A 22465-nucleotide genomic window follows, 5' to 3' on the forward strand; every position below is an offset into this window, starting at 1 on the left:
ATATAAATCTTACTATTCTCACATGTATTTCCCGCTAGATTTCTTGTTCAGCTAGTGCACATCACAATGGTAGATTAAGCTGCCAAGAAACGCCGAATTTATCATTTATCCAGCCAAACTTCTTACTAAATCCATAATCACCTAAAGGCATAAGTGCTTGTCCACCATCAGCAAGTTTATTGTAAAGCTCGTCAATTTCCTCTTCGGTTTCGCATGTGATATAGATTGAAAATGACGGTGTGAAATCAAATTCGTGCTTAATATTACTATCAATGCACATGAATGCTTGTCCTTTCAAGGAAAATGTCGCTTGCATAACAGTTCCCTCGTCACCAGATTCATTTGCACCATATCTTACAATACTTGTAATTTCCGAATCCTCGATTAGCGATGTGTAATAATTCATCGCCTCTTCCGCCTTACCGTCTTGGAACATTAAAAATGGCAGTACTTTGTTCATAGAAAACCGACTCCTCTAAATAATTTTTAATTATCAATAGCATTAGCCTATCTACATAAGTCTAACACTTCACCCTATCATTTTCGCTTAGAAAAATCCCAGGATTGAGCCAAGTTTTTGTGGGTAATAATTTTAGGAGAGATTTTCTCTTCTAGGATAGTATTTCGTTTTTTAAAATGGCAAATAAACTATGTTGATTTCCGTTCCGAGCGGACGCTTTCGGTGGGGCGTGCGGTGAGCCAATCGCAAAACGCAGCTTGCGATTTGCCGTATTTCTGCGGTTTTTGCGGAAATTAAGGCATCCTGGTAAATATTCATGCTCATAACGCTTCGCTTTTACTCGCAAAAGCCGTTCTTCGTTACGGCTTTCGCTAATCCCACCCGAGTCGCCGCTCTGCACTCCAATCAACAGAGATTCCTTATATATAAATTTTTACAAGATACGAGCAATATGCTTCCAATGGGTGCATCGGAGACGACTATGCGCGTATTTGCGAAACGATTAAAGAATGGTAAAAGCTGGAGTGAACGAGGTATTCAAGCATTTATTCAGTTGGTAGTTGTATTATCAGATAAACACTTGCAATTTGAAGACGCGAAAGGATTAAACCCGCTAGTTCAAGAGATGACAATGGAACTAGCGGTTGAAGGACAATCTTATAGAAGTGCTTCTCACACATTAGAAAAGTTACTTGGTTATTCGGTTATCAGCAATGAATCAATACGCCAATATCTTTTACAAACTGAAGTTATATGAAATTCATCTGTCGTACAGATGAGAATATCCAAATTATTCCATGTGCACACCAATTAATCGGAGTGGAAATCGGCGAGTGCTCTCAAACGCTTCGCTTTTTGGTCGCAAAAGCCGTTCTTCGTGACGGCTCTTCCAGCGGGAACAGCGCGAGCTAGCCGAACAACGGAGAGTTCGGTTTGTATAATTTTTGTGGTCTTTACAAAAATTATACAGAAAGCTCTTGCCCCGCAGGAGCGTAGCGACGAGGAGATTGAAGCCGTGCCCGCGGAAATAATAAATGCGGAAGGAGGCGCTTAGATGCGACAAGCATAAGACGAATTAACGGAGTGGCGTCTTTTGCCACGCAGTTAATTTGGCTTATGACTCGAGCATCTGCCTCCTAATGCTGGATAAGCGTCCGATTGGAACGGAGATTAATTGTGTTATGGATTTTATTTATCCAACACAAACTATTTTAACGGGATATGCCAGATTCCATTTCAAGCAGCTTATCAATAGACTGTGATACATCTTGTAAGATTGTTTTCCATTTTTCACTTAACGTTTCGCTTAATCCAATATGGAACCCGATCTCAAAAGGCTCCACCCCAATGAGGTAACCTTTTATTGACTCTGTATATTGATACAACGCTTGAAACAAATGAAAGTTATGCGCAGATATGTCTAACGCATGATACTCATGCAATTGGGCAAGTGGGTAAACAGTTAGTTCACCTGGTTGACTGTTTGAAAAAACAGCATCTACAATGATCACAACTGAAGCTTTCATAATTTGATCCATGCAGTAATCGATATCTGATTCTCCTATCAAAAAAGAAACATCAGATGTACGATTCAGCTGAGCAAGATGCTCTACTAGATAAATGCCAATTCCATCATCCATCATTAATCGATTCCCAATGCCTAATACAATTATTTTCCCCATCAAAACACCTTAATTGTCTTTACTTGTTTCCCAGGTCTATATACATGAGTCGCGCATGACATACACGGATCGAAAGAACGGAGAATTCTTCCGATTTCTGCAGGGTTATCTGGATTTTCGATGTAAGTGCCCATTAAGGCTTCTTCTGCAGTACCCCTATAACCATTATCATCCTTAGTTGAAAAATCCCATGTAGAAGGTGTGATGATTTGATAAAAGGAAATTTTCTGATCTTGAATTTTTAACCAGTGGCCGAGTCCGCCTCGCGTTGTATCTATTAACCCCCTTCCAGCTGCCGACTCTGGAAGGTCATATTTTTTTTGTACATCTACATCCGGTACGACTTGCTGAATTAAAATTTTCATAATCTCTGCGATTTTCTTTGTTTCTAATGCACGAGCAATTGTTCTATCCATAGCAGAGATGCGATTTTCATACGCCCCGCTTAATATTAACCGTGCCAACGGGCCAACCTCAAAAGGAAGTCCATTATATCTTGGTGCCTTTACCCATGAATAAGCATTTTCTTTATCCATATCTGGTTCTGTCACTTCTTCACTTGGCTCATTGCTGTTATTCACTGACTTGAAATAGGCGTAATCTATTTTTTCTTGAATGTTATTTTCATCAAATGCTTCAACAGTTCCTTTTGTGAACACGAGCGGATCTACGTATAGTGTGCCTAATTCCTTATAATCGTTAAATGCACCGTAAGTTAAAAGATTTCCGTATCCTCCGCCTAAGTGGAAGTAATCCTTATAGAAATTCGCAATATCATAGACATCCGGAATCATTTTATCATCAATAAATCTAATAATTTTCGTTAAAATAGAGTCAATATGAACAATTTTTTCCGCTGTTGCTTGTGTTGTCACGCCTCCAATAAAAACACCGTGGTTATGAGGGGCTTTACCGCCTAACACCGCTAACATCTCGTGAGCTAACCGACTGAACGTCAGAGAATCAAAATAATGCTTAGCAATCCGGTCATTAATGTTTTTAGGTAATCGAAAATCATTATGATCGGACTGGAAAAGTGTATTCTGCTCAATCTTTACAAAATCAGGAACAGTGTATTGATAAAAATGACGAATATGATTTTGTAGAAACTCACAACAATGGATGATATCTCGTAAATATCTTCCTTGTTCCATAGGCTCAATATTTAAAGCATCTTCTAAAGCAAGGGAGGAAGCCATTGAGTGGGCAGCAGAGCAAATTCCGCATATTCGCTGGGTAAAATAAACGGCATCAAAAGGACTTCGACCAATTAGCATCTGTTCAAATCCGCGAAATAAATTTCCTTTTGTTTTGACATCAACAACCCGATTCTGGTCAACCATCACATCAATTTCCATAAAACCGCTAATTCTTGTCAACGGATTTATTACAATTCTCTTACTCATCTTTTACCACCCTAGTCGTATCATAACTAATGAACGGTGCCATGGCATCCGGAAAACCAAAGGAAGCACAACCAATGCATGGTGTATTAGCCCCTATCGGCCAATTTACATGGCCGTTCCATTGCCTTGTTGGACAATCCACTCTCGTAACAGGTCCTCGACATCCAAGCTTAAATAAACAAGTTTTATCACTTAATTTTTCGGCAAAAATCCCCCGGTCAAAAAACGGTCTTCTTGGACAACGGTCATGGATAAGTGTGCTATAAAACATTAAAGGCCGATTTAAGTTGTCTGTTTCCGGTTCCCCATATAATAACAAATGCGCTAAGGTCCCTAAAAACCAGTCTGGATGAACAGGACATCCCGGAAGTTTAATGATACTTTTGTCCGGCAAAACTTCCTGCAGTCCTACAGATTGTGTTGGATTTGGTTTTGCTGCTGAGACACCCCCATGTGTTGCACAAGCCCCTACTGCTAGAATATGAGAAGCTTTTTCTCCGAGCATTTTAGCTGCTTGAAGACCTGTTAAAGGCTCTCCTTTCCAGCTCCCGATAATATTGTATAACCCATTGTTTTTTAACGCTACAGCGCCTTCGACTGCTAAAATATACTCTTCATCCATTGCTGTTAGCAGTTGCTCAATGGCCTGCTCTCCTTCAGCAGCCATTAAACTATTAGAATAACGAAGATGGACCATTGAATTTAATGTATACTCGAAGTCGGGATTCTGTCCGTTTAACAGAGAAATAATATTACCGGAACATCCATTTAACTCTAAGTAAATGAGATTTTTCTTCTGAATACTCCCCGTTTCAAGATTCTTTCGTGCTGTAGTTGTTAACCTTTCTGCAATGGCCTCGTTCGTTAAATTCTCCGGCGGTAAAATTTGTCCTTCCATTACACCAACCTCCCTACAACAGGTAGTGTTGCTAAGATTGATTGTTGCCCGGTATGACAAGAAGCAAATTCCTGCGTATAATCTTTCCCTGCAATTAAGCCAAAGTGAGTAGCTGCTGCCCAAGCTCGATTGTTTGTCACATCATAAACAATGCCATTAACTGCAACATAAGCCGGTCTTCCATTTTTCCCAGTAAAAGTGGCTAATTCTCCAAGTGTAAACGGACGCTGGTTAGACTGTGCTGTATTTGGAGCAGGTGTAATCGGCGGGATTTGTGTCTGATTCATCATCCCCGCAGGAATAGCTTGTTGTGAAGGTGATAAATGATTATTAGTCATTGCTTGACTCGCCAGCGATTCACTGAGGAAATGAATGGCTGATAATGTCTCCCATAGTCGCTGCAAAATTTGTTGTTTCATAGATGGGTCATTCAACGTGGAAAGCATATAAATGTCATAACGTGCCTGTGTAACAAGATGATTTAATTGCATTCTAATCATTTCGATATTTTGCAAATTGTTCTCCCCTTTAGGCTGATCCCTCTATCCTATGTTTAGTTATCAAAATGATTAGCAAATTCTAGGTAAAAGTTGACCTGATAGACGATCAAGTCCTCTTGTTGTACCAACCGGTGTTTTTAATAATAGTCTTCCAGGATGATTGTGGCGGGCAGTAATTTGACCAATTACGCTTGCATCTTTTCCAATCTCATGACTTCTCAAGATTTCAAGTGCCTTTTGTTTATCATTAGAATCAACAATCATCACAACTTTTCCTTCATTTGCTAAATATAGAGGATCATAACCTAAAATATCGCATGCACCTTGAACATCTCCGCGAATTGGAATAAATTTTTCATTTACCTCAATTGTAAAATGAAAGTCTTCGCATAATTCCACTAGTGTTGTCGCTAACCCTCCCCTTGTCGGATCTCTCATTATCCGAACACCTTTAATTTCCTCCGTGAGCCCATGAATCATATCGTTCAGTGATGCACAGTCGCTTTTAACATCTGTCAGTAACCCGAGTTCCTGGCGCGCACTCAATATAGCCACCCCGTGATCACCTACTGTACCGCTAACAATCACAGCATCACCTTCTTGAATCATTTCGGGCGTCAGTCGATGCTGTTCCTGCAGAAAACCAATCCCTGTCGTATTAATAAAAAGACCATCAACACTACCCTTTTCGACTACTTTTGTATCACCGGCAACGATGTTCACCTTAGCCTTTTCTGCTTCTCCTGCCATCGTATTAACAATCTCTTTTAGACTTTCTATCGGAAAACCTTCTTCGATTATAAAGCCCGCAGTGATTACATGAGGCGTAGCACCACTTACTGCTAAATCGTTTACAGTTCCAGTTATTGCTAAATTCCCTATATTTCCGCCTGGAAAGAAAATTGGTTTCACTACGTAACTATCAGTTGTTACAGCGATCGTTTGCGTAGGAATAGGAAGAATAGCCGAGTCAAACTTAGTTTGCTCTATATGGCCAAATGATTGAATAAAGATGTCCCGGATAAGTTGATGTGTTAATTCTCCACCTTCTCCATGTGCTAAACTTATTTGTTGCATCAAGGTGACACTTCCTTCATGAATTGATAATGCGCTGCACAAGTTCCTTCGCTTGAGACCATACAAGGACCAAGAGGCTGAGTGGGTGTACAGCCATTATTGAAGAACCTACACGCTTCTGGAGCAATTAATCCCTGAACCACTTCACCACAGCGACAATTTGTTTGTGTTGGTTCTCCTAACGGAATATTAAACTTCCTTTTTGCATCGTATTGCGCATATTGCCCTTTAAGAACTAATCCACTTTCATGAATGACACCTATACCTCTCCACTCTACGTCATCGGTTTCTAAATATTCCTCTATTAATTTTTGAGCCACGATGTTTCCTTTATCGCTTACAACATGCGTATATTCATTAAGGACATCAACCTTTTTTTCCAAGTGAAGTTGAATAAGCTTGTAAATTCCACTAAGCAATTCAATCGGTTCAAAACCGGTAATGACTCCTGAAATAGCGAACTTTTCAACTAAAAAATGATAACTTTGCTTTCCTGTAACGACAGCAACATGGCCAGGCAAAAGAAAGCCATCAACTTTTACTTCTCCCGATTGAAGCATCGTACTTAATACAGGTTCAATTAATTTTGTTGTCATCCAAATCGAGTAGTTTTTTATGTTTTTTCTCTCGGCTTGGCGAATCGTAAGAGCAAGAATTGGAATTGTCGTTTCGAATCCAATCCCTAAAAAGACAACTTCCTTTTCCGGATTTTCTTCTGCTATTTTTATACTATCTAATGGAGAATAAATCACTCTTATATCCTTACCGGATGTCTTTTCCTCCATCAAGGTGGACTTAGAACCTGGTACACGCATCATGTCGCCAAATGTACAAAGTATCGTGTTAGGCTCCTCTGACAACTGAATCATCGCATCGATGGATTTTTGATCGGTGACGCAAACTGGACATCCTGGACCGGAAATTAGATGAATATAATCACGCAACCTAGCCTTTATGCCTGTTTTGGTTAATGCCATCGTATGGGAGCCACATACCTCCATGAATACCGGGATTCTCCCTTTTTCTTCTTTAAATCTCTTCGCTAAATCGATCACCGCTTCAACTAATTCATAAATTAAATCCGTTTCAGTAAATGGTTCCATTTTCGGCATCTATAATATTCCTCCACTCTTCAATACTTTCTTTGGCGAAATTTTCATCTACTATCGTCATCGCTTGTCCGGCATGGAGTAAGACATAGTCATCAACGTTAACCTCTGGAACAAAAAAGATACCGATATGCATGCGTGAACCCATCACATCTACTAAAGCACTTTGCTCTTCAATTTCAATTACTCTTGCAGGTACTGCTATACACAAATACTCTCCTCCCCTTCACAAGTCTTTTCGCAAGTTTTCTGCCTTATGAGCGGCAATGATGATTTGCCCTAAAGATAAGCCCCCGTCATGACATGGGACATTTTTATGTGGATAAACGTTAAACCCTTCTTTTTGAAGACCTTTCTGAATCTCTTTAACAAGATATAGATTTTGAAAAGAGCCTCCTGACAGTACAACCGTTCGATTTAGTTCCGGTTTATTTTCCACCAATTTTAAAATGATTTGTACACAGCTGGTAACTAATGTGTTATGAAATTTCTTTATAATGGTTGGAATAGATTGTTGCTGAATTTTGTCTTGAATGATTTGATCAATCATAGGAGATAAATCTAGTTGAAGTTCATTTGCAATGTTTGTTTGTAAATGAAATGGGTAAATATCATGGATACTTTCAAGTTCTGTTTCATTCATGTATTCGGATAATTTTATTGCTGCTTCCCCTTCATACGTTGAAGTCGAGCAAATCCCTAAGATGGCGCTTACAGCATCGAATAAGCGGCCGCACGTGCCAGCCAAAGGTGTATTTATCTGATGGGCTATCATTTTTTCTATAATATTTATTTCTTTGACTCTCTCAGGAAAAAGTTTCATACATAACTCTTTACCCTTTTCTGGCCAGTAATAAAGCAGCATCCCTACTGCATTTCTCCAAGGTTCTTGCACAGCCTTTTCCCCGCCCGGCAGAGGCGTATATTGAAGATGAGCCAAACGTTTAAAAGACTTTGCATCTCCATATAGAAATTCAAATCCCCAGATGTTACCGTCATTACCATATCCAGTGCCATCCAATATAATGCCTAAACACGGCTCTTTAAGACCGTTATCTTCCATGCAAGACACATGATGTGCATGATGATGTTGAACGGATAGGATATTATGATTGATTTTTGGCGCAATCGTATTAGATACATATCGCGGATGTTTGTCGACTGCCACATATTGTCCCTTTATTCCAAGCCATTTTTTGGACCGATGGACATGGTTTTCAAAAAAATTAATCATTTCCTCGTTTTCTAAATCACCTACGTGAGCACTCATGAAGATTTTATCCTGTTTGCCGATGGAGAATGTATTTTTTTGATTGCCTCCCAAGGCAATAATTTGGTCGACATTAGATGTTGTGTGGAATGATTTTGGAACAAATCCTCTCGCACGTCGTACATATCTTTTCTGAATTCCATCATATTGTACAACTGAATCATCAATGGGAATGTTAATTTCACGGTTATGGGTCATGATATAGTCAGCTATGTTTTGTAAGTATTTTAAGTGATCATCACGATATAAAATGGGCAATCCAGATGAGTTTGCACTCGTCATTACGATGCAGTCCAATGTATTACTCTTAAATAAAAGATGATGTAGTGGAGTATAAGGAAGCATCACGCCAATTGTCGATAAACCCGGAGCAAGATTTGATGGCAAGACGCCTTCTTTTTTTCTTAATAGAACAATCGGCTTTTCGGGACTCGTCAACAGTTCTTCCTCTTGGCTAGAAATATAACTAAGTTTTCTTGCCACTTCTAAAGACTTAACCATGATTGCTAACGGCTTTTGTGGCCGTTTCTTTCTAAGCCTTAATTGGTCAACTGCCTTTTTTTGGTAAGCATCGCAAGCTAAATGGAAACCACCGATTCCTTTAATGGCAATAATCTTTCCTCGTTTAATTAGATTAATTGTTTGGGTGATGGCTGAATGATTTTCAGCTAGTGATTCCCCGCTTTGATCGAATAGCGTAATGGTTGGCCCACAGTTTGGACAACAAATCGACTGAGCATGGTGCCGCCGATTCGAGGGAGTCTCATACTCCACTTTACATTCGAGACACGTAGGTAATTCCTTCATCGTCGTATTTAATCGATGATATGGTAGACGATCAATCACCGTATAGCGCGGTCCGCATTGACGACAACTAATAAATGGATATTGAAAACGACGATTGTCGGGATCTTCCATTTCTTCAAAACAATGATCACAAATCGCAGCGTCGGCAGGTATCCAATTAGTAGACTCTACCTTTTCCTTCACGATTATTTGAATGGCTTTGTCTTTATACATTGATGATAAGCGTCCTTTATCCAATGAATCCATGCATCCATTCCTTCCCCCGTTTGCGCGGATAAAGCCTTCAATTGCGCTTGTGGATTAATTTCTTTTAGGTTTTTTCCTGCTTCTTCTAAATTGAAAGAAACATAAGGAAGGAGATCAATTTTATTCACAATCGTTACATCTGTCCGTCTAAACATCACAGGATACTTCGGAATTTTATCATTTCCTTCAGGGACACTTAAAACCACAACTTTATATTCTTGTCCTAAGTCATAGCCTGATGGGCAAACTAAATTTCCAATGTTTTCGATAAAGAGAATATCAATCTTGTCTAGTTCAAATTCGTTTAATGTCTTCGTAATCATCCTTGCATCAAGGTGACATCCGCCTACTGTATTTATTTGAACCGATTCAACTCCTAATGAACGTATCCTTTCAGCATCCAAATCCGTTGCCAAATCACCTTCTATTACAGCCATCTGAAAATCGTTTCTTAACGCTTTAATTGTCTCTTCAAGTAAAGTTGTTTTCCCTGCCCCTGGGGAGCTCATAATGTTAATCACGAGAATATTATTTTCCTTGAATATTTCTCTATTAAAAGCAGCGGTCAAGTCTAAGTCTTTTAACACATCTTCTTGAAGATTAACTTTCACAGTTCATCACTTCCTTCGTATGATTCAACCCTGAATGTTTCACCCGAAACGAGTAAACAATTTGCTAATCCGCACTTAGGACACAGTGCAATCCTATAGTCCGGAACAAATTCAAACAGACATGTTTGACATTTTGCTTTTGCCTCTTCGCGTACAAGATTTAATTGCGTATTTTCATCAAGAATGCCTAACCCTTGTCGTTGAAAGTGAAAAAATGCTAACTCCAGCGCATCAGGCAATACATTTGATAAGTCTCCAACAATCACATCAATTTTATCTACTTTGCTAAAACCATGTGATTGAGCATCATGAGACACGATTTTAATAATCTCCGTCATGAGTGACATCTCATGCATTCTTAACACACCTTTTATTGTTCTCTCTTAAAGGTTTATGCTTGTCTTTATTAAATAGAACTTTGATAGCTTATATATATTGGTTGGTAACCAACATTTATTTATTCATAACGAAAAAGGCTGTCCATTGATTTAGCTGGACAGCCTTTTTCATTTTTACTATTTCTAAATAGCTTGATATGCTTGATCTGCTTCAGACAACATTCTGTAAACTTCTTGATAACTTCCACATACATCTTCAGGGACTGTGTAATTATCTGTAACTTCACGCAATCCTTCGAATTCCTTGCTCAGGTCAAGGCTTTTCGAATCTGTTTCCTTTATTTTACTACTGATTGCCTCAAATAATTTATGAACTTTATGAAATTCTGGATGACTGCCGCCATGAACCCTTGCTACTATCGGGACATATTGAGCTAATGTTTTAAAATGACTTTTCCACACTTCTCCAAATGCTAGTTGCTTTAACATATTTTCCCCATCCTTACAAATTATTTTTGTCGCTTTCATATTATCACGGGGTTATCTAAAAGAAATTGATTTACATCAAGTATTGCAGCTAGTACTCTTTAAACTAATTAATTCCGTGGTGACTTGTCGATGATTTGCTACTAGCGAAATAGACTTGGTTTTAAAATTTGTTCTGGAAATGTCACGTGCATATATTCTTTCGTTTCATTAATTGTCTAAGTTTCCTTCGACTTCAATTCATAACCTTCTAGCTTTTTCTCCAGATTTAATAATAATCGTCACTAGAGAAGCCTCACCACTGTCTATATGGTTTTCCATATTTGACACATCAATATTCGTGAAAATATTCACAATTTTTCTTTCATGTCCTTCTAACTTCACTTCATAAGGTGCATCGTTGTTCAGAAGTGACAGCATCGGGAAATCATCTTCGAAGTAATTCTTTTCAAACTCCACGCTAAAACGAACTTCATCTTTACTGTAATTTTCAAATGGAAGTTCACATTCCCCACGCAATGTTGTTTGATCAATCATTTCAAATTGACAGCGACTGGAATCACGATCATAGGAAACAGCGTATATGCCCGTTGCAAATGTTTTTTGAAATGAGCTTGCAACTAATGATGGACCAACGAATGCGATAATAATAGCAATTAACACAAAACGGCTCCGATATTTCTCAACTGAATTGGCGAGTAAAAATAAACCTATGATCAATAACAGTAAAGACGTAATTCCCACAAAATGAAATCCATTGCTTGAACGGATAGGAATATTAAACACCGTTGCAATTACCTCTCCATACGGATCTTCATGCGGATAAGGGAAATTTAATATCATGAATGTTACAAGTAAAATAAGAGCAAGGTAAAAATTCGGTTTACTTTGTATCAAAAAATTACCTCCTAATATCCAATTTGACTCATTTCTTATATTACGATTACATATGAATAAAGTTTCAAAATAACTATTCAACTTAAAAAAAACGAGAAAAAGCTTTAACTTTTCCCGTTTTTCCCCTTAAAGAACAAAGATAAATAATATGCTAAATTTCCCTTTTCTTCTTCACAGCGAACCAAATTTCACTGTAAACATTATTTCTGTCGGACAAATCTCCTGTAAAAGAAATATTAGGAGCTTCTACTAATTCATAATCTGAAGAAGGAAGCCATTCTGAAGCTATTTTCGCCCAAGTCTCTTGCATCACCTTTGGGAATTCACCTTTAGATGAGAATATTGCCCAAGTTAGCGATGGGACTTCTACTACTTCAAATGCATCAAAATCTGATTCTTTTGTAGTTAATAAGCCTATCATATGATCAAGACTGCCTTTTTCCTCCATACAGCCATCTTCAAAATTATATGAGGCATTCACAACTTGATTTGGCTCCATATTTGCATAATCATGTAGCTTTTTTCTTTGTTCTGGTGTAATGCTTTTGGCTAACTCGATAATCTCTTGGTTTTCACCTTCAAATTGAATAGGAACTCTCTTTTTTACACCGACAATCTTAAATGATTCTTTTTTCTCAATTTTGTAATCCATATTTATTCCTCCTTGAATCGTTAGTTGGAAGGAGAGCTTAGGAAATGCTTTGAGTGTATTATTCTTTTTGACTTCTGAAGGGCTGATTCCCGACCAATCTCGAAAGGCACGTGAGAATCCATCAACAGACTCATAACCATATTTGAATGCCGTTTCTGTAACACTCATTCCTTCATGTAGTAAGTCAAAAGTAGCGTTAGATAATTTCCTATTGCGGACATACTCCCCTAATGAAATGCCCGAAAGAAATGAAAACATTCTTCTAAAATGATAATCAGAAGTTCCTGTAATTCGCTCTAATTCGTTATAATCAATCTCACCATTCAAATGTGATTCAATATAATCTAGCGCCTCGTTTAAACTTTTTAGCATGCCTGGATCCTCCTTCATGTTTAATTATAATAACGATCAAAAAACAAAACCCGATAAAAAAGAAACGGTTATTGTCGGATGTATCAGGAAAATCTTCCCCGCTTCTTTGCTTTTTGATAACTAACTAAAAAAAGAAGCAGGGTTTCCCACTGCCTCTTAGTTCGTTAACTTCTTAAAACGAGTTTTCGATTTTCAATGCTATATACACAATCTGCAACCTTCTCGATAAAAGTCCAATCATGAGATACAAGTATGACTGTGCCTTCATATCCTTCTAAAAAGCGTTCTAACGCTTCAATGCTATAAATATCCAAAAAGTTTGTTGGCTCATCCAATATTAATATATTATATCTTCCTAAAAATAGCTGACACAATACGAGTCGAATAGCCTGGCCGCCGCTAAGATCACGGACATTCTTTTTCAGATCATTTCCTTTAATATTCATAGCGTGTAGGACAGCACGAATTCGACTTTCAGGATGGTCACTTTTATCCTTCATATACGCTAAAACTGTTTCATCCTTCGTGAATTGATAATCCATTTGTTCATATGAGCCTATGACAGCTTTAGGTGAGATTGTCAGTCCTTCACCATGTTGTAAAATGTGTTGGAGAAAAGTTGTTTTGCCTGCACCATTCTTGCCGGTAATTGCAATGGTTTTACCTAATGGGAATTGAAAACTTGCTTCTTCAAATAATGGTTTATCCCCAGCTTTTAAATTAATACGGTCTGCCATTATTGGAAAAGGATTATGCAATTGAAATGCTTCTGACTGATGAAAACAAATGATTTGATGCTCTTCCGGCGCTTTCACTTCTTCAAGTTGCTCCACTCTTTTCTCAAGGGCCTTTGCTGCCCGTTGTACAGACTTTTGACTCGTTCCTTTTGATTTCGTCTCAAACATTCTATTCCCTTTTACTTTTGTATCCTGGATACGTCCGCTCGCCTGAGTGATTTTAGCAGCTCTTTTCATTTTCTCTTCCGCAGCCTTCGTCAGACGTATCTTTTCTTTCACGTAACTTTCATGCTGTTCCTGTTGCCTTTTCTTCTCAACTACTTTTTGATTAACATAATCAGAGTAGTTGCCTGTATACTCCGTAACAACGCCATCTTCCACTTCCCAAATTTTCGTCACTAGCTGGTCCAGCACATAGCGGTCATGACTAATTAGCACAAGTGCACCATAATAATAAGTTAATTCATCAACGAAGAATTGAGTCCCCTCTGCATCAAGATGAGTGGTCGGTTCATCAATAAGCAACCCTTCATGATAGTTTGACAACATTTTAGCTAATTTAAGTCTCGTCTGCTCTCCGCCGCTATAATTTTTAACTTCTGTTTCTGGGATAGACAACTTTCCGATTAACTCATAGTCTATCTCCCCTATTTCTGGTGTTGTTAATTGATCAAAATAAGCAAAATCTATAAGACTATGCACGCTTCCTCTTGACGGCTGAATCAAACCTGCTAATAATTTTAATAATGTACTTTTACCTGCTCCATTTTTGCCAACAACGCCGATTCGGTCAAACTGGTGGACCGCTAAACGTTCAATCTCTAAGACAGTTCTATCTAAATAAGTTACCTCTATATTTTCCAATTCAAAACATACTTTTTCCATCTTGGCTACCTCCCGAAATAATTTCATTTCGTATCGATAGCTAGGATCGATACGAGCTTATATTTACAAAAGCCCGTATCAAAAGAATAATAAAACTTGCATGGCAATCTCCTCCAAATTAAAAACACTGGCCGCTTATGTTCCTGGAGTGAAGGGATAAAATTCCATCCTAATAGTTATTGTCTACAACAATCTTCAGCAAATAAGTAGTTTAGACAAAAATAAAGAAAGGCAGAACAATCCGCCTTTCTCAACATGACATATTACTCCCAATAAATTCAGCAGTATAAATCCACTTCAAATATAAATAAAGTAAATGGCCGCAAATATGGAGTAAGTACCTTTATATGAAATGAGAATTATTAAAAAAGGACAGACTAATCCCGTTTACTCTGTTTACACAAACCAGAGTCTTTGAACATATTCAATTACTGGTTCAAAATTGGGAAGCGTAGTCTCATTGCATGTGTCATTTTTTAATATCCTCCTACTATTTAAAATTCAGTGTTCATTATAAGTTTTCTTTGGTTAATAGTCAAGATAACTAATACCAAACGTAAAAACATCACTACATAGAAATGCCTATGCAGTGATGTTTATTTCCCAAAATACGGTTTATTTTTTAATATTCCCCGAAACAAGGATTGAACCGAATAATACGATGATGGCACCGATGATAAATTGTAAATTAATCGGCGTACCGATAAATAAAATTTCGGTCACAATCGCCCAAAATACATACGTATTATTCAAAGATTGCCCCCTTGCTGCACCGATTAAATTAATTGACGAATAGTATAATGAGTAATTTGCGGTTCCTAAAAAACCAGCAATGGCGATTACCCAAACGATGCTAGTGGTAGTTGCTTCAAATACTAAAGGGTAGCCGTGAAGAAACGGTACAATTACTATGCCATAACTGAACGCTGAAGTGATTTGCCTAATATTAATGGCATATAAGGGTTCAACATCTTTTCCCCTCATCCCCCAGGCGCTAATGACACCTTCAAGTCCCCAGAATATTGCAGCGCCCAATGAGAACAGTATACCTATGAAGAAATTGCTTGCTGCATCCATTTTTGTCGGCACATAGGCCAATATAATGACTCCGATAATGCTTAAAACAACGCCGGACCATGTTCTTTTATTCATTTTCTCTTTTAGAAAAAAGAATGCCAGTACGGCACCAATTCCAGGGAATATGGATGCAATACTTGCGGCATACGTAACGCCTGCGTATTGAATGCCGAGAAAATAAAAGCTCATGGCTAAAGGGCCGCCTGATAATGCGCCTAACATTAAGATCGCACCGCTTTTTGTTTTCAATAACTTTAAAACGTTTATAAATTGCCCTCTAATAATCATAAGCAAAGAAATCCAAATCGAAGAGAAAAAGTCATGCATGAATGCAGCGATAATTGGTGCCAACAGCGTAGCTTCTTTAAATGGTGAACTTGCAATAATCACACCAATAATTACTGTATCAACACCCCATGCAATAGCAGATGTTGCGCCTAAACCTATACCCTTTCTGACATCTTTAGCATTTCTTTTAGTCATCAACTTTACCTCTTCTCGAAAATCCGTTTTCGGAATGCGGCTAAATGAATCACGCCAATTTGTATATTTTTTTAACAGTTTATTAATCAGTTATCGTATTTTTTCGGAACAATTCATTATTAACTTGTCTATCTTGGAAAAGTTTATACGTTTCGATAGGCCGCCATACCGTTTGATGACTTCGCTTTTCGGATTGATAAGGAAATTAGAACCAACTTGAACCAAAAACCTTTGTAAACGTTTATAAAATAAGGAATTGATTAACGTTTTGAAAATTATGGTTTATTTTAGGTGCTTAATCGCGACAAAATTTCGAATCGTTTTTAATTTGTTTCTTACATAGGCACCGAAAAATGAGTGACTGGCATCGGATGTAGCTTTTTCATTCATAAATGTTTAAGCACCCACAATATCTCCCATGCTATTTGTAATCAATATGAGCATGGAGTGAGAAAATACAATGAGATTCGGTAAAACAAATAACTACTTTTCAATTGAAGCCATTGAGGCAGTCCTAAAGACAATTAACCTAGCAGACAGTATTGAGAGGAAGCACTACGTGATTTTAAGTTTATTATATGAAACCGGAGCCAGAGTGAACGAAATTACTAACGTTTGAGTAGAAGATATTGATTTCTCCGGCAATCCCCATATTAAATTAAAATCATTAAATACAACTAGAAGGGTTCCATTATCAAACCAAGTCACTAAGCTAATTCAGCAACATTTAAAAGAAAATTATCTATCAGATCATCAAAAGCTTTTCTTCCCGACTTTAAATGTTTCATGTTCAGACTTATGTAGATACCTTCGCGTTTATATAAAAAGGGCCAGGATTCATAATCCCGACCTAATTCCAGATTTTGATTCCATACGTGGATACAGAATAAGCAGGGCTAACCACCTTTATCAAGCTGGTCTAAGCTTGGAAGATCTTTGTAGCATTCTTGGACACAATAATATCAATCAAACGAAAAGGTATATAGGAATCCTTCACCATACCTCTTAGTTGATGAGTGTGATAGTAGGAAAATAACACCGCTTCAGATCACAAAGAAATGAAACATTACATCCACTTGTCGGGAAACAATAAATTTGTTTAGTTGGACCAAGAATTTTGGATAAAGTTGGAAGTTGGTTAATTTTAACTTGGCCGCCACTATATCTGCCAAATAAATGATTCCTCATTAACAGCGTTAACGAGGAATCATTTTTAGGCTATTGCCGCTTCTTTGTTTTCTTATTATTATACCTTTCAGCTGCTGTTAACGGTTCATTCGCAAGTTCATGATCAAATTCCCGTGACAAATTTTTGCGTACCGCTTGTTCATCGCTGACGTTACTGCTTGCATTATTCTTTGGACCGTTGCTCACTATACACACCTCCGTGGCCCTTAGTTTGCCACGCAGTGTTTTTACTATGCATTGCTACATAATCTTAATTAATACTTCTCTCAAATCAGCTTTTGTTAAATTTAGGGGTGTGCCACACAATTCCGAATCGTTTCTTGTGCTTCACACATAAGTACCGAAAAATACTACTTCAGTAAACTCTTATTCGCTTCGTAAAATCACTTGCCCACGTTCTATATCATATTCCCCTTCATAAAATGAATGTATAACAACACTCATTTTAATAAAGGGGATTAGAAAATGTATGCCATTCATTATTTTGATAACAAAATTGAAGTACTGAATATAGCCTCACGAATAATACCGGCCGTGGATGATAGGGTAAGGATAAAAGGGCGTAACGGAAAAGTGATCAGTGTTGAGAAGATGACAGAAACTAAATACTTTGTGTTTGTCGAGTTTGAAAAGAAAGTTAAAAAAAGCAACACAAACTTTAGGAAACCTGGTATGAAAAGAAAATGACTTTCTATTGATATCTTGCATTGTCAGAATTTATAAAAGGGAATCAGGTAAACCCTGATTCTCTTATCCTAGCCGATTACCATTCCACCTGTGTAAGTGGCAATCAATCTTGTTTTTTAAACTATCTGTTAGTCCTCTTCCACAGGTACGCACGATTCCCCCACTAGTATCAATCCAGCCAACTCCCCACAATGACCGCCCGGACATGTCCACCCGCCCCCTCTCAATCTCCCTACTCCCCCAAGGCTTAAAGGCACCAAATCCAATCCCGAACCTATCTTTTTATTAAACTACTATCTTTGTATTTATAATACGTATTCAGCTGCTATTAAAAGTTTTTTAATTTATTTTTTAAAAAATGTATCCCTTTTCCTAATTTCAATCTATATAGAGGGTGACAGGAACATAAAGGGGCCGATCATCCATGAACTATTTAACTCAATACCAATCATTCGCAAATAAATATGAACTCAATGAGGCAATTGCTTCGCATTTAAATGACCACAGGCATCAATTGAACGATACGGATCTAAACGTACTTACGATGTTAAGCCGATATGCAGTGAAATACCCAGGCGTTGCGCACTTAAAAGTAGGCACGATTGCAAAGGCTTTACATAAATCAGACCGCACTGTTCGCCGCTCAGTCGAGAAATTGGAGCGATTACATATAGTTAAAAGACAGGCATTTTCACGCGAGAAAACAGGTGGACAAGGTGCCAACCTTTATATTTTTTTACCTTACAAACAACCAGACCTTACTGAAACGAAGGTAGAGCAAGTGGCGAAAACTGAACAAAGTCATCAACCAATTCATACTTACGTCGAAGAGCCAATCATTCCAATCACACTTTACACACGTTTCAAGGATCTAATTAAGTCTTACTCAGGAGATAATAATGAAATTCTTGCCAGCAAACTTTACGGCATTTATCGCGTACACACGACAAGACTTATGAAATTTGATGTTCACGCAGACAAAGGTGAACTTTTAAAAACAATTGCGATCCAAGCAATTCGTGTCTTGTTTCAAGCAACAAAAAGAAAAAACATCCGCAACCTTATCGGTTATTACGACGGCATCTTCCGTGAATTAACCGACAAAGCTTTATTTGCGGAGGCTTTTATGGATTATGATGCACCAGTGGAAGTTAAAATACCGTAGATTACTTGCATCAAATGATATTATCATCCAAATATAGTATAGTGAAATAACATGTTTTTTTAGACGTATCAAATTTCGGAATAGTAGTAGGGCCCTGCTCCGTTTACGTGTGAAATTGATATACCAGTAAAATTATTTAAAAGGAGTAGGTAAGACAATCATGAATACAACTACAAAGGACTCCCCTTTCATTCGTCCTTTTCTAACACTATTTCTAATTACAAGTTTACTATTAACAGGATGCTCTGGTGATATAAACGACAGCATCAACAATGAGCTTGCGATGGAGAATGAAACGCTGTCACAAAAAGAAGTACAGCCACTTAAAGAAAAACTCTCACCCGAATTAACAATGAGTAACACGATTGAAAACAATGCATTACAAATTTCAGGAAAAACGAATTTGCCTGACGAAACAATTTTATTCGTAACACTTTCAAATCATAAATCTGTAGAATTAGAAAAAACACTCACAGTAAAAAACGGTCAGTTTTCTACGGATGCAATACCAATTGAAGAGTTAAAATCAGGCAAGCAATCGATCAAGGTATCGTTGGCTGATGATCAACCAGATGCAGTCGTAGCGATTATCGGGGATTCTAGTGATTTATTAATCAGTGATCATGTTGATATAAACAAACAATTAACGACTACTGTCAAGATTGATGTACCAAGCGAACGCGCTCTGCCAAGTGATGTACAAGGTATCAAAACGAAAGTTAAGAGAGTTATCGATGGCGATACGATCATTGTGAAAATGGATGGTAAAGAAGAAAGGGTAAGACTTATTTTAGTTGATACCCCGGAAACAAAGCATCCTCAAATGGGGGTCCAACCTTTCGGACCAGAGGCATCTGCATTCACGACTGAACAACTTGAAGGTAAAGTTATCACATTAGAAGTCGGAGTCCAAGAGCGGGATAGATATGGGAGAGTACTAGCCTATGTGTGGATTGGTGACAAGCTTTTTAACCAAACGTTACTAGAAAAAGGCCTTGCACGAGTTGCGGTCTACCCACCTAATACAAAGTATTTGGATGAGTTTAAAGCCGCACAAAATAATGCAAAGAAAAAAGCAGTCGGTATTTGGTCGATTGAAAATTACGTTTCAGCTAAAGGATTTAACGATCAACAACAAAATCATTCAGTTGTAACCACAAGTAAACCAAACGTAGAAACACAACAAGTACAAAAAACTGAACCAGATGAATCAGGCGAATGTAACATTAAAGGAAGTAGCAGCGGCATTTACCATGTTCCCGGGAGTACTTATTATGAACGAACAACAAACCCCGCTAGGATGTTCTGTTCGGTTGAGGAAGCACATAACGCTGGATTTAGAGCGCCAAAACGGTGATGGTGTAGGGTTCCTTTTTGTTGCCTGTGTAAAATAAAACTATAACAATTCTAGGATATGAATAATAGTACATACGGAGTCCAATTACTTTATATTGATTGGACTCTCAACTTTCCTTATGCAATTGTAGCTAATTGACTGAATAGCTTGTAGCAAAGTTTCCCGAATTATTAACAGAAGAAATCTTGTGCCAGTGAACATTTAGGTGTTGTATTTTGATATTCGTTTATGAAGAAAAAGATCTTCCTGATTAGTGGGAAGATCTTTTTGATGATAAATTATACTCAGTAGCCTCTAGGTAGCTTTATTAACCACTGATTTTCCTTTGACAATTCTGATTAAAAGTTGTCATTTAATCTTGTGATTTCTTGTGAACTTGGAAAACTTCTGTTTCCATTCGTTACCTTATCTAAATCTTGGCTTTCCTCATACAAAAGATTAGTCTCGAAGTCTACACCGTTACCCTACCGAATGGTTCCCGCTACTTGCTCTAATTCAACCGACATGAACAAATTTATATCATTACATAAATCTTTAAATATACCTGAATCATTTTGCAAAATTTTTTGCACATCTTATTTTTGCGGGTATAATTATTTTATGATATTCCTACTGCTTTTTTTAGAAGCGCTGAACCGGCAATACCAGGTTCAGTCATTTCCTTCGCATCCAAAATGATGTCGAGTTCTTCTGAGGTCAGATATCCATGACGTATACAAATTGACCGCACTGACTGTCCAGTGACAAGTGCTTCCTTTGCAACTTTAGATGCAATTTCATAACTGACGTGCGGATTGATCGCAGTTACGATTCCAACACTTGATTCCACTAACTCTCTACAACGTTCAACATTTGCCGTAATTCCTTTAATTGCAAACTCCGACAGTACATCTACACCATTTGTTAGCATCGTGAGGGATTTTAATAAATTTGATACAATCACTGGCCCCATCACATTAAGTTCTAATTGACCTGCTTCAGAAGCAAGCGAAATGGTATGGTCATTTCCGATAACCTGGAATGATATCTGATTAATAACTTCCGGAATAACAGGGTTCACTTTTCCTGGCATGATGGATGAACCTGATTGTCTGGCAGGTAAGTTAATTTCATTGAATCCGGTTAACGGGCCAGATGATAGTAACCGTAAATCATTTGCAATTTTGGATAGGTTGATAGCTAAGATTTTCAACGCTGAAGAGATTTCTGTATAACGATCTGTATTTTGTGTTATATCCACTAAGTTCTCTGCTGTTTCCAATGGATAGTTTGTTTCTTCTATTAAATACTCCATCATCTTTTCGCGATAATCAATTCTAGCATTCAGACCCGTTCCTATCGCAGTTGCTCCAATACTAATTTTATTTAACTGCCGTACAGATTGTTCAATCCGTTCTATATCCCGTCGAATGACACAGGCATAAGCACCAAACTCTTGACCAAGTCGTATTGGGATGGCATCTTGCAAATGTGTGCGCCCCATTTTGATAACGCTTTCAAATTCCTCTTCTTTAATGACTAACTGTTTATGCAAGGTGTTCAAACCTGTGCCTAAGTCTTTTGCTAATTTAAGCAAGGTAAGATGGACTGCTGTCGGGATTACATCATTTGTTGACTGGGACATATTGACATGAGAGTTTGGGCTAACAGTGACATTGGAACTTTTCAATATCTCAATTGCGCGATTGGCAACTACTTCATTAACATTCATATTTAATGAAGTGCCAGCACCTCCCTGAATCGTATCCACTACAATCTGATTATTCCACAAACCCTGTTCCATTTCCCGAGCGGACTTTCTGATTGCTAATGAGATGGATTTATCCAACAGTCCTATCTCGGCATTGGCTTTAGCAGCAACTTTTTTAATGATTGCTATAGATCTAATCAATTCTGGATGTGGTTTCTCCCCCGTAATCGGAAAGTTATCAAGTGCTCTAGCTGTTTGTATACCATAATAAGCATTTGCAGGAATCTGCTTCTCTCCTAAAGAGTCACTTTCTATACGATATTTCACATCTACCCATCCCTTTCTAGATTGACATCAACAATTGATAATCTACGGTGAATTGAAG

25 protein-coding genes are annotated in these 22465 nt (G+C 37.8%); 5 read left to right on the plus strand and 20 right to left on the minus strand.

Annotation, left to right across the window (positions count from 1 at the left end; genetic code table 11):
- Positions 1 to 61: 61 nt before the first annotated feature.
- On the minus strand, positions 62 to 460 hold the full coding sequence (locus AB1H92_RS07915; RefSeq protein ID WP_115360817.1) for a VOC family protein: 399 nt from the start codon (positions 458 to 460) through the stop codon (positions 62 to 64).
- A gap of 151 nt (positions 461 to 611) precedes the next feature.
- Entirely contained in the window at positions 612 to 869 is a 258-nt protein-coding gene (locus AB1H92_RS07920) for a hypothetical protein (RefSeq protein ID WP_115360815.1), read from the minus strand.
- 42 nt (positions 870 to 911) lie between these two features.
- On the opposite strand from AB1H92_RS07920, the gene AB1H92_RS07925 reads away from it, so the two are divergent.
- Positions 912 to 1217 carry a UPF0236 family transposase-like protein gene (locus tag AB1H92_RS07925; RefSeq protein WP_115360813.1) on the plus strand — a complete coding sequence of 102 codons (306 nt, stop codon included), beginning with the start codon at positions 912 to 914 and terminating at the stop codon, positions 1215 to 1217.
- A 454-nt stretch (positions 1218 to 1671) separates the two neighbouring features.
- Here AB1H92_RS07925 and AB1H92_RS07930 read toward each other — a convergent pair whose 3' ends face one another.
- The 16 genes from AB1H92_RS07930 to AB1H92_RS08005 all read right to left on the minus strand — a co-directional run bounded on the left by AB1H92_RS07930 (position 1672) and on the right by AB1H92_RS08005 (position 15993).
- Positions 1672 to 2142: a hydrogenase maturation protease gene (locus AB1H92_RS07930; RefSeq protein WP_115360811.1), complete on the minus strand. Its 471-nt coding sequence runs from the start codon at positions 2140 to 2142 to the stop codon at positions 1672 to 1674.
- Positions 2142 to 3548: a nickel-dependent hydrogenase large subunit gene (locus AB1H92_RS07935; protein ID WP_134268493.1), complete on the minus strand. Its 1407-nt coding sequence runs from the start codon at positions 3546 to 3548 to the stop codon at positions 2142 to 2144. The genes AB1H92_RS07930 and AB1H92_RS07935 overlap by 1 nt, the downstream gene beginning before the upstream one ends.
- A complete protein-coding gene (locus tag AB1H92_RS07940; protein ID WP_115360809.1) occupies positions 3541 to 4446 on the minus strand; it encodes a hydrogenase small subunit in 906 nt (301 codons plus the stop codon). The genes AB1H92_RS07935 and AB1H92_RS07940 overlap by 8 nt, the downstream gene beginning before the upstream one ends.
- A complete protein-coding gene (locus AB1H92_RS07945) occupies positions 4446 to 4961 on the minus strand; it encodes a cytochrome b5 domain-containing protein (RefSeq protein WP_208407984.1) in 516 nt (171 codons plus the stop codon). Before AB1H92_RS07945 ends, AB1H92_RS07940 begins: the two co-directional genes overlap by 1 nt.
- Before the next feature lie 54 nt (positions 4962 to 5015).
- The gene (hypE, locus tag AB1H92_RS07950; protein ID WP_115360807.1) at positions 5016 to 6023 is read right to left on the minus strand and encodes a hydrogenase expression/formation protein HypE; all 1008 of its coding nucleotides are present in this window, start codon (positions 6021 to 6023) and stop codon (positions 5016 to 5018) included.
- A complete protein-coding gene (hypD, locus tag AB1H92_RS07955; RefSeq protein ID WP_115360805.1) occupies positions 6023 to 7135 on the minus strand; it encodes a hydrogenase formation protein HypD in 1113 nt (370 codons plus the stop codon). Before hypD ends, hypE begins: the two co-directional genes overlap by 1 nt.
- Positions 7110 to 7343 (minus strand): HypC/HybG/HupF family hydrogenase formation chaperone, encoded by a 234-nt coding sequence (locus AB1H92_RS07960; RefSeq protein ID WP_115360803.1) that lies wholly within the window; start codon positions 7341 to 7343, stop codon positions 7110 to 7112. The genes hypD and AB1H92_RS07960 overlap by 26 nt, the downstream gene beginning before the upstream one ends.
- Before the next feature lie 15 nt (positions 7344 to 7358).
- Entirely contained in the window at positions 7359 to 9422 is a 2064-nt protein-coding gene (gene hypF / locus AB1H92_RS07965; protein ID WP_243835750.1) for a carbamoyltransferase HypF, read from the minus strand.
- Positions 9395 to 10066 (minus strand): hydrogenase nickel incorporation protein HypB, encoded by a 672-nt coding sequence (gene hypB, locus AB1H92_RS07970; RefSeq protein ID WP_115360800.1) that lies wholly within the window; start codon positions 10064 to 10066, stop codon positions 9395 to 9397. The genes hypF and hypB overlap by 28 nt, the downstream gene beginning before the upstream one ends.
- The gene (locus AB1H92_RS07975) at positions 10063 to 10422 is read right to left on the minus strand and encodes a hydrogenase maturation nickel metallochaperone HypA (protein ID WP_115360798.1); all 360 of its coding nucleotides are present in this window, start codon (positions 10420 to 10422) and stop codon (positions 10063 to 10065) included. The genes hypB and AB1H92_RS07975 overlap by 4 nt, the downstream gene beginning before the upstream one ends.
- 165 nt (positions 10423 to 10587) lie before the next feature.
- Positions 10588 to 10893 carry an iron-sulfur cluster repair di-iron protein, ric gene (locus tag AB1H92_RS07980; protein ID WP_115360796.1) on the minus strand — a complete coding sequence of 102 codons (306 nt, stop codon included), beginning with the start codon at positions 10891 to 10893 and terminating at the stop codon, positions 10588 to 10590.
- Between the two features lie 237 nt (positions 10894 to 11130).
- Positions 11131 to 11787 carry a hypothetical protein gene (locus AB1H92_RS07985; protein WP_115360794.1) on the minus strand — a complete coding sequence of 219 codons (657 nt, stop codon included), beginning with the start codon at positions 11785 to 11787 and terminating at the stop codon, positions 11131 to 11133.
- A gap of 151 nt (positions 11788 to 11938) precedes the next feature.
- On the minus strand, positions 11939 to 12811 hold the full coding sequence (locus AB1H92_RS07990; protein ID WP_115360792.1) for an AraC family transcriptional regulator: 873 nt from the start codon (positions 12809 to 12811) through the stop codon (positions 11939 to 11941).
- A 164-nt stretch (positions 12812 to 12975) separates the two neighbouring features.
- Positions 12976 to 14433: an Msr family ABC-F type ribosomal protection protein gene (locus AB1H92_RS07995; RefSeq protein ID WP_115360790.1), complete on the minus strand. Its 1458-nt coding sequence runs from the start codon at positions 14431 to 14433 to the stop codon at positions 12976 to 12978.
- 428 nt (positions 14434 to 14861) lie between these two features.
- Complete coding sequence (locus tag AB1H92_RS08000; RefSeq protein ID WP_115364072.1) at positions 14862 to 14906, minus strand: erythromycin resistance leader peptide; 45 nt, start codon at positions 14904 to 14906, stop codon at positions 14862 to 14864.
- 142 nt (positions 14907 to 15048) lie between these two features.
- Positions 15049 to 15993 carry a DMT family transporter gene (locus AB1H92_RS08005; RefSeq protein ID WP_115360789.1) on the minus strand — a complete coding sequence of 315 codons (945 nt, stop codon included), beginning with the start codon at positions 15991 to 15993 and terminating at the stop codon, positions 15049 to 15051.
- 628 nt (positions 15994 to 16621) lie between these two features.
- On the opposite strand from AB1H92_RS08005, the gene AB1H92_RS08010 reads away from it, so the two are divergent.
- Positions 16622 to 17002 carry a tyrosine-type recombinase/integrase gene (locus tag AB1H92_RS08010; RefSeq protein ID WP_115360788.1) on the plus strand — a complete coding sequence of 127 codons (381 nt, stop codon included), beginning with the start codon at positions 16622 to 16624 and terminating at the stop codon, positions 17000 to 17002.
- 209 nt (positions 17003 to 17211) lie between these two features.
- Here the strand turns inward: AB1H92_RS08010 and sspO are convergent, their stop codons facing one another.
- Positions 17212 to 17370 carry a small acid-soluble spore protein O gene (sspO, locus tag AB1H92_RS08015; RefSeq protein ID WP_370475575.1) on the minus strand — a complete coding sequence of 53 codons (159 nt, stop codon included), beginning with the start codon at positions 17368 to 17370 and terminating at the stop codon, positions 17212 to 17214.
- Between the two features lie 276 nt (positions 17371 to 17646).
- Between sspO and AB1H92_RS08020 the strand changes: the two genes are divergently transcribed.
- The 3 genes from AB1H92_RS08020 (at position 17647) to AB1H92_RS08030 (ending at position 20390) form a co-directional block, all read left to right on the plus strand.
- Complete coding sequence (locus tag AB1H92_RS08020; protein ID WP_115360786.1) at positions 17647 to 17868, plus strand: hypothetical protein; 222 nt, start codon at positions 17647 to 17649, stop codon at positions 17866 to 17868.
- A 424-nt stretch (positions 17869 to 18292) separates the two neighbouring features.
- Positions 18293 to 19033, plus strand: a complete 741-nt coding sequence (locus AB1H92_RS08025; RefSeq protein ID WP_115360785.1) for a helix-turn-helix domain-containing protein — start codon at positions 18293 to 18295, stop codon at positions 19031 to 19033.
- Positions 19034 to 19193: 160 nt separating this feature from the next.
- A complete protein-coding gene (locus tag AB1H92_RS08030) occupies positions 19194 to 20390 on the plus strand; it encodes a thermonuclease family protein (RefSeq protein ID WP_243835751.1) in 1197 nt (398 codons plus the stop codon).
- A 598-nt stretch (positions 20391 to 20988) separates the two neighbouring features.
- Here the strand turns inward: AB1H92_RS08030 and AB1H92_RS08035 are convergent.
- Complete coding sequence (locus AB1H92_RS08035; RefSeq protein WP_115360784.1) at positions 20989 to 22407, minus strand: aspartate ammonia-lyase; 1419 nt, start codon at positions 22405 to 22407, stop codon at positions 20989 to 20991.
- Positions 22408 to 22465: the final 58 nt, after the last annotated feature.

Origin of the sequence: Sporosarcina pasteurii (genome assembly GCF_041295575.1) — a bacterium.
GTDB lineage: Bacteria > Bacillota > Bacilli > Bacillales_A > Planococcaceae > Sporosarcina > Sporosarcina pasteurii.

Bases quoted from the DNA above. Each gene is read 5' to 3' on its own strand.
- AB1H92_RS07915 (WP_115360817.1), bottom strand. From the start codon at position 460: ATGAACAAAGTACTGCCATTTTTAATGTTCCAAGACGGTAAGGCGGAA.
- AB1H92_RS07925 (WP_115360813.1), top strand. From the start codon at position 912: ATGCTTCCAATGGGTGCATCGGAGACGACTATGCGCGTATTTGCGAAA.
- AB1H92_RS07930 (WP_115360811.1), bottom strand. From the start codon at position 2,142: ATGGGGAAAATAATTGTATTAGGCATTGGGAATCGATTAATGATGGAT.
- AB1H92_RS07935 (WP_134268493.1), bottom strand. From the start codon at position 3,548: ATGAGTAAGAGAATTGTAATAAATCCGTTGACAAGAATTAGCGGTTTT.
- AB1H92_RS07940 (WP_115360809.1), bottom strand. From the start codon at position 4,446: ATGGAAGGACAAATTTTACCGCCGGAGAATTTAACGAACGAGGCCATT.
- hypE (WP_115360807.1), bottom strand. From the start codon at position 6,023: ATGCAACAAATAAGTTTAGCACATGGAGAAGGTGGAGAATTAACACAT.
- hypD (WP_115360805.1), bottom strand. From the start codon at position 7,135: ATGCCGAAAATGGAACCATTTACTGAAACGGATTTAATTTATGAATTA.
- hypF (WP_243835750.1), bottom strand. From the start codon at position 9,422: ATGTATAAAGACAAAGCCATTCAAATAATCGTGAAGGAAAAGGTAGAG.
- AB1H92_RS07975 (WP_115360798.1), bottom strand. From the start codon at position 10,422: ATGCATGAGATGTCACTCATGACGGAGATTATTAAAATCGTGTCTCAT.
- AB1H92_RS07980 (WP_115360796.1), bottom strand. From the start codon at position 10,893: ATGTTAAAGCAACTAGCATTTGGAGAAGTGTGGAAAAGTCATTTTAAA.
- AB1H92_RS07990 (WP_115360792.1), bottom strand. From the start codon at position 12,811: ATGCTAAAAAGTTTAAACGAGGCGCTAGATTATATTGAATCACATTTG.
- AB1H92_RS07995 (WP_115360790.1), bottom strand. From the start codon at position 14,433: ATGGAAAAAGTATGTTTTGAATTGGAAAATATAGAGGTAACTTATTTA.
- AB1H92_RS08005 (WP_115360789.1), bottom strand. From the start codon at position 15,993: ATGACTAAAAGAAATGCTAAAGATGTCAGAAAGGGTATAGGTTTAGGC.
- AB1H92_RS08020 (WP_115360786.1), top strand. From the start codon at position 17,647: ATGTATGCCATTCATTATTTTGATAACAAAATTGAAGTACTGAATATA.
- AB1H92_RS08025 (WP_115360785.1), top strand. From the start codon at position 18,293: ATGAACTATTTAACTCAATACCAATCATTCGCAAATAAATATGAACTC.
- AB1H92_RS08030 (WP_243835751.1), top strand. From the start codon at position 19,194: ATGAATACAACTACAAAGGACTCCCCTTTCATTCGTCCTTTTCTAACA.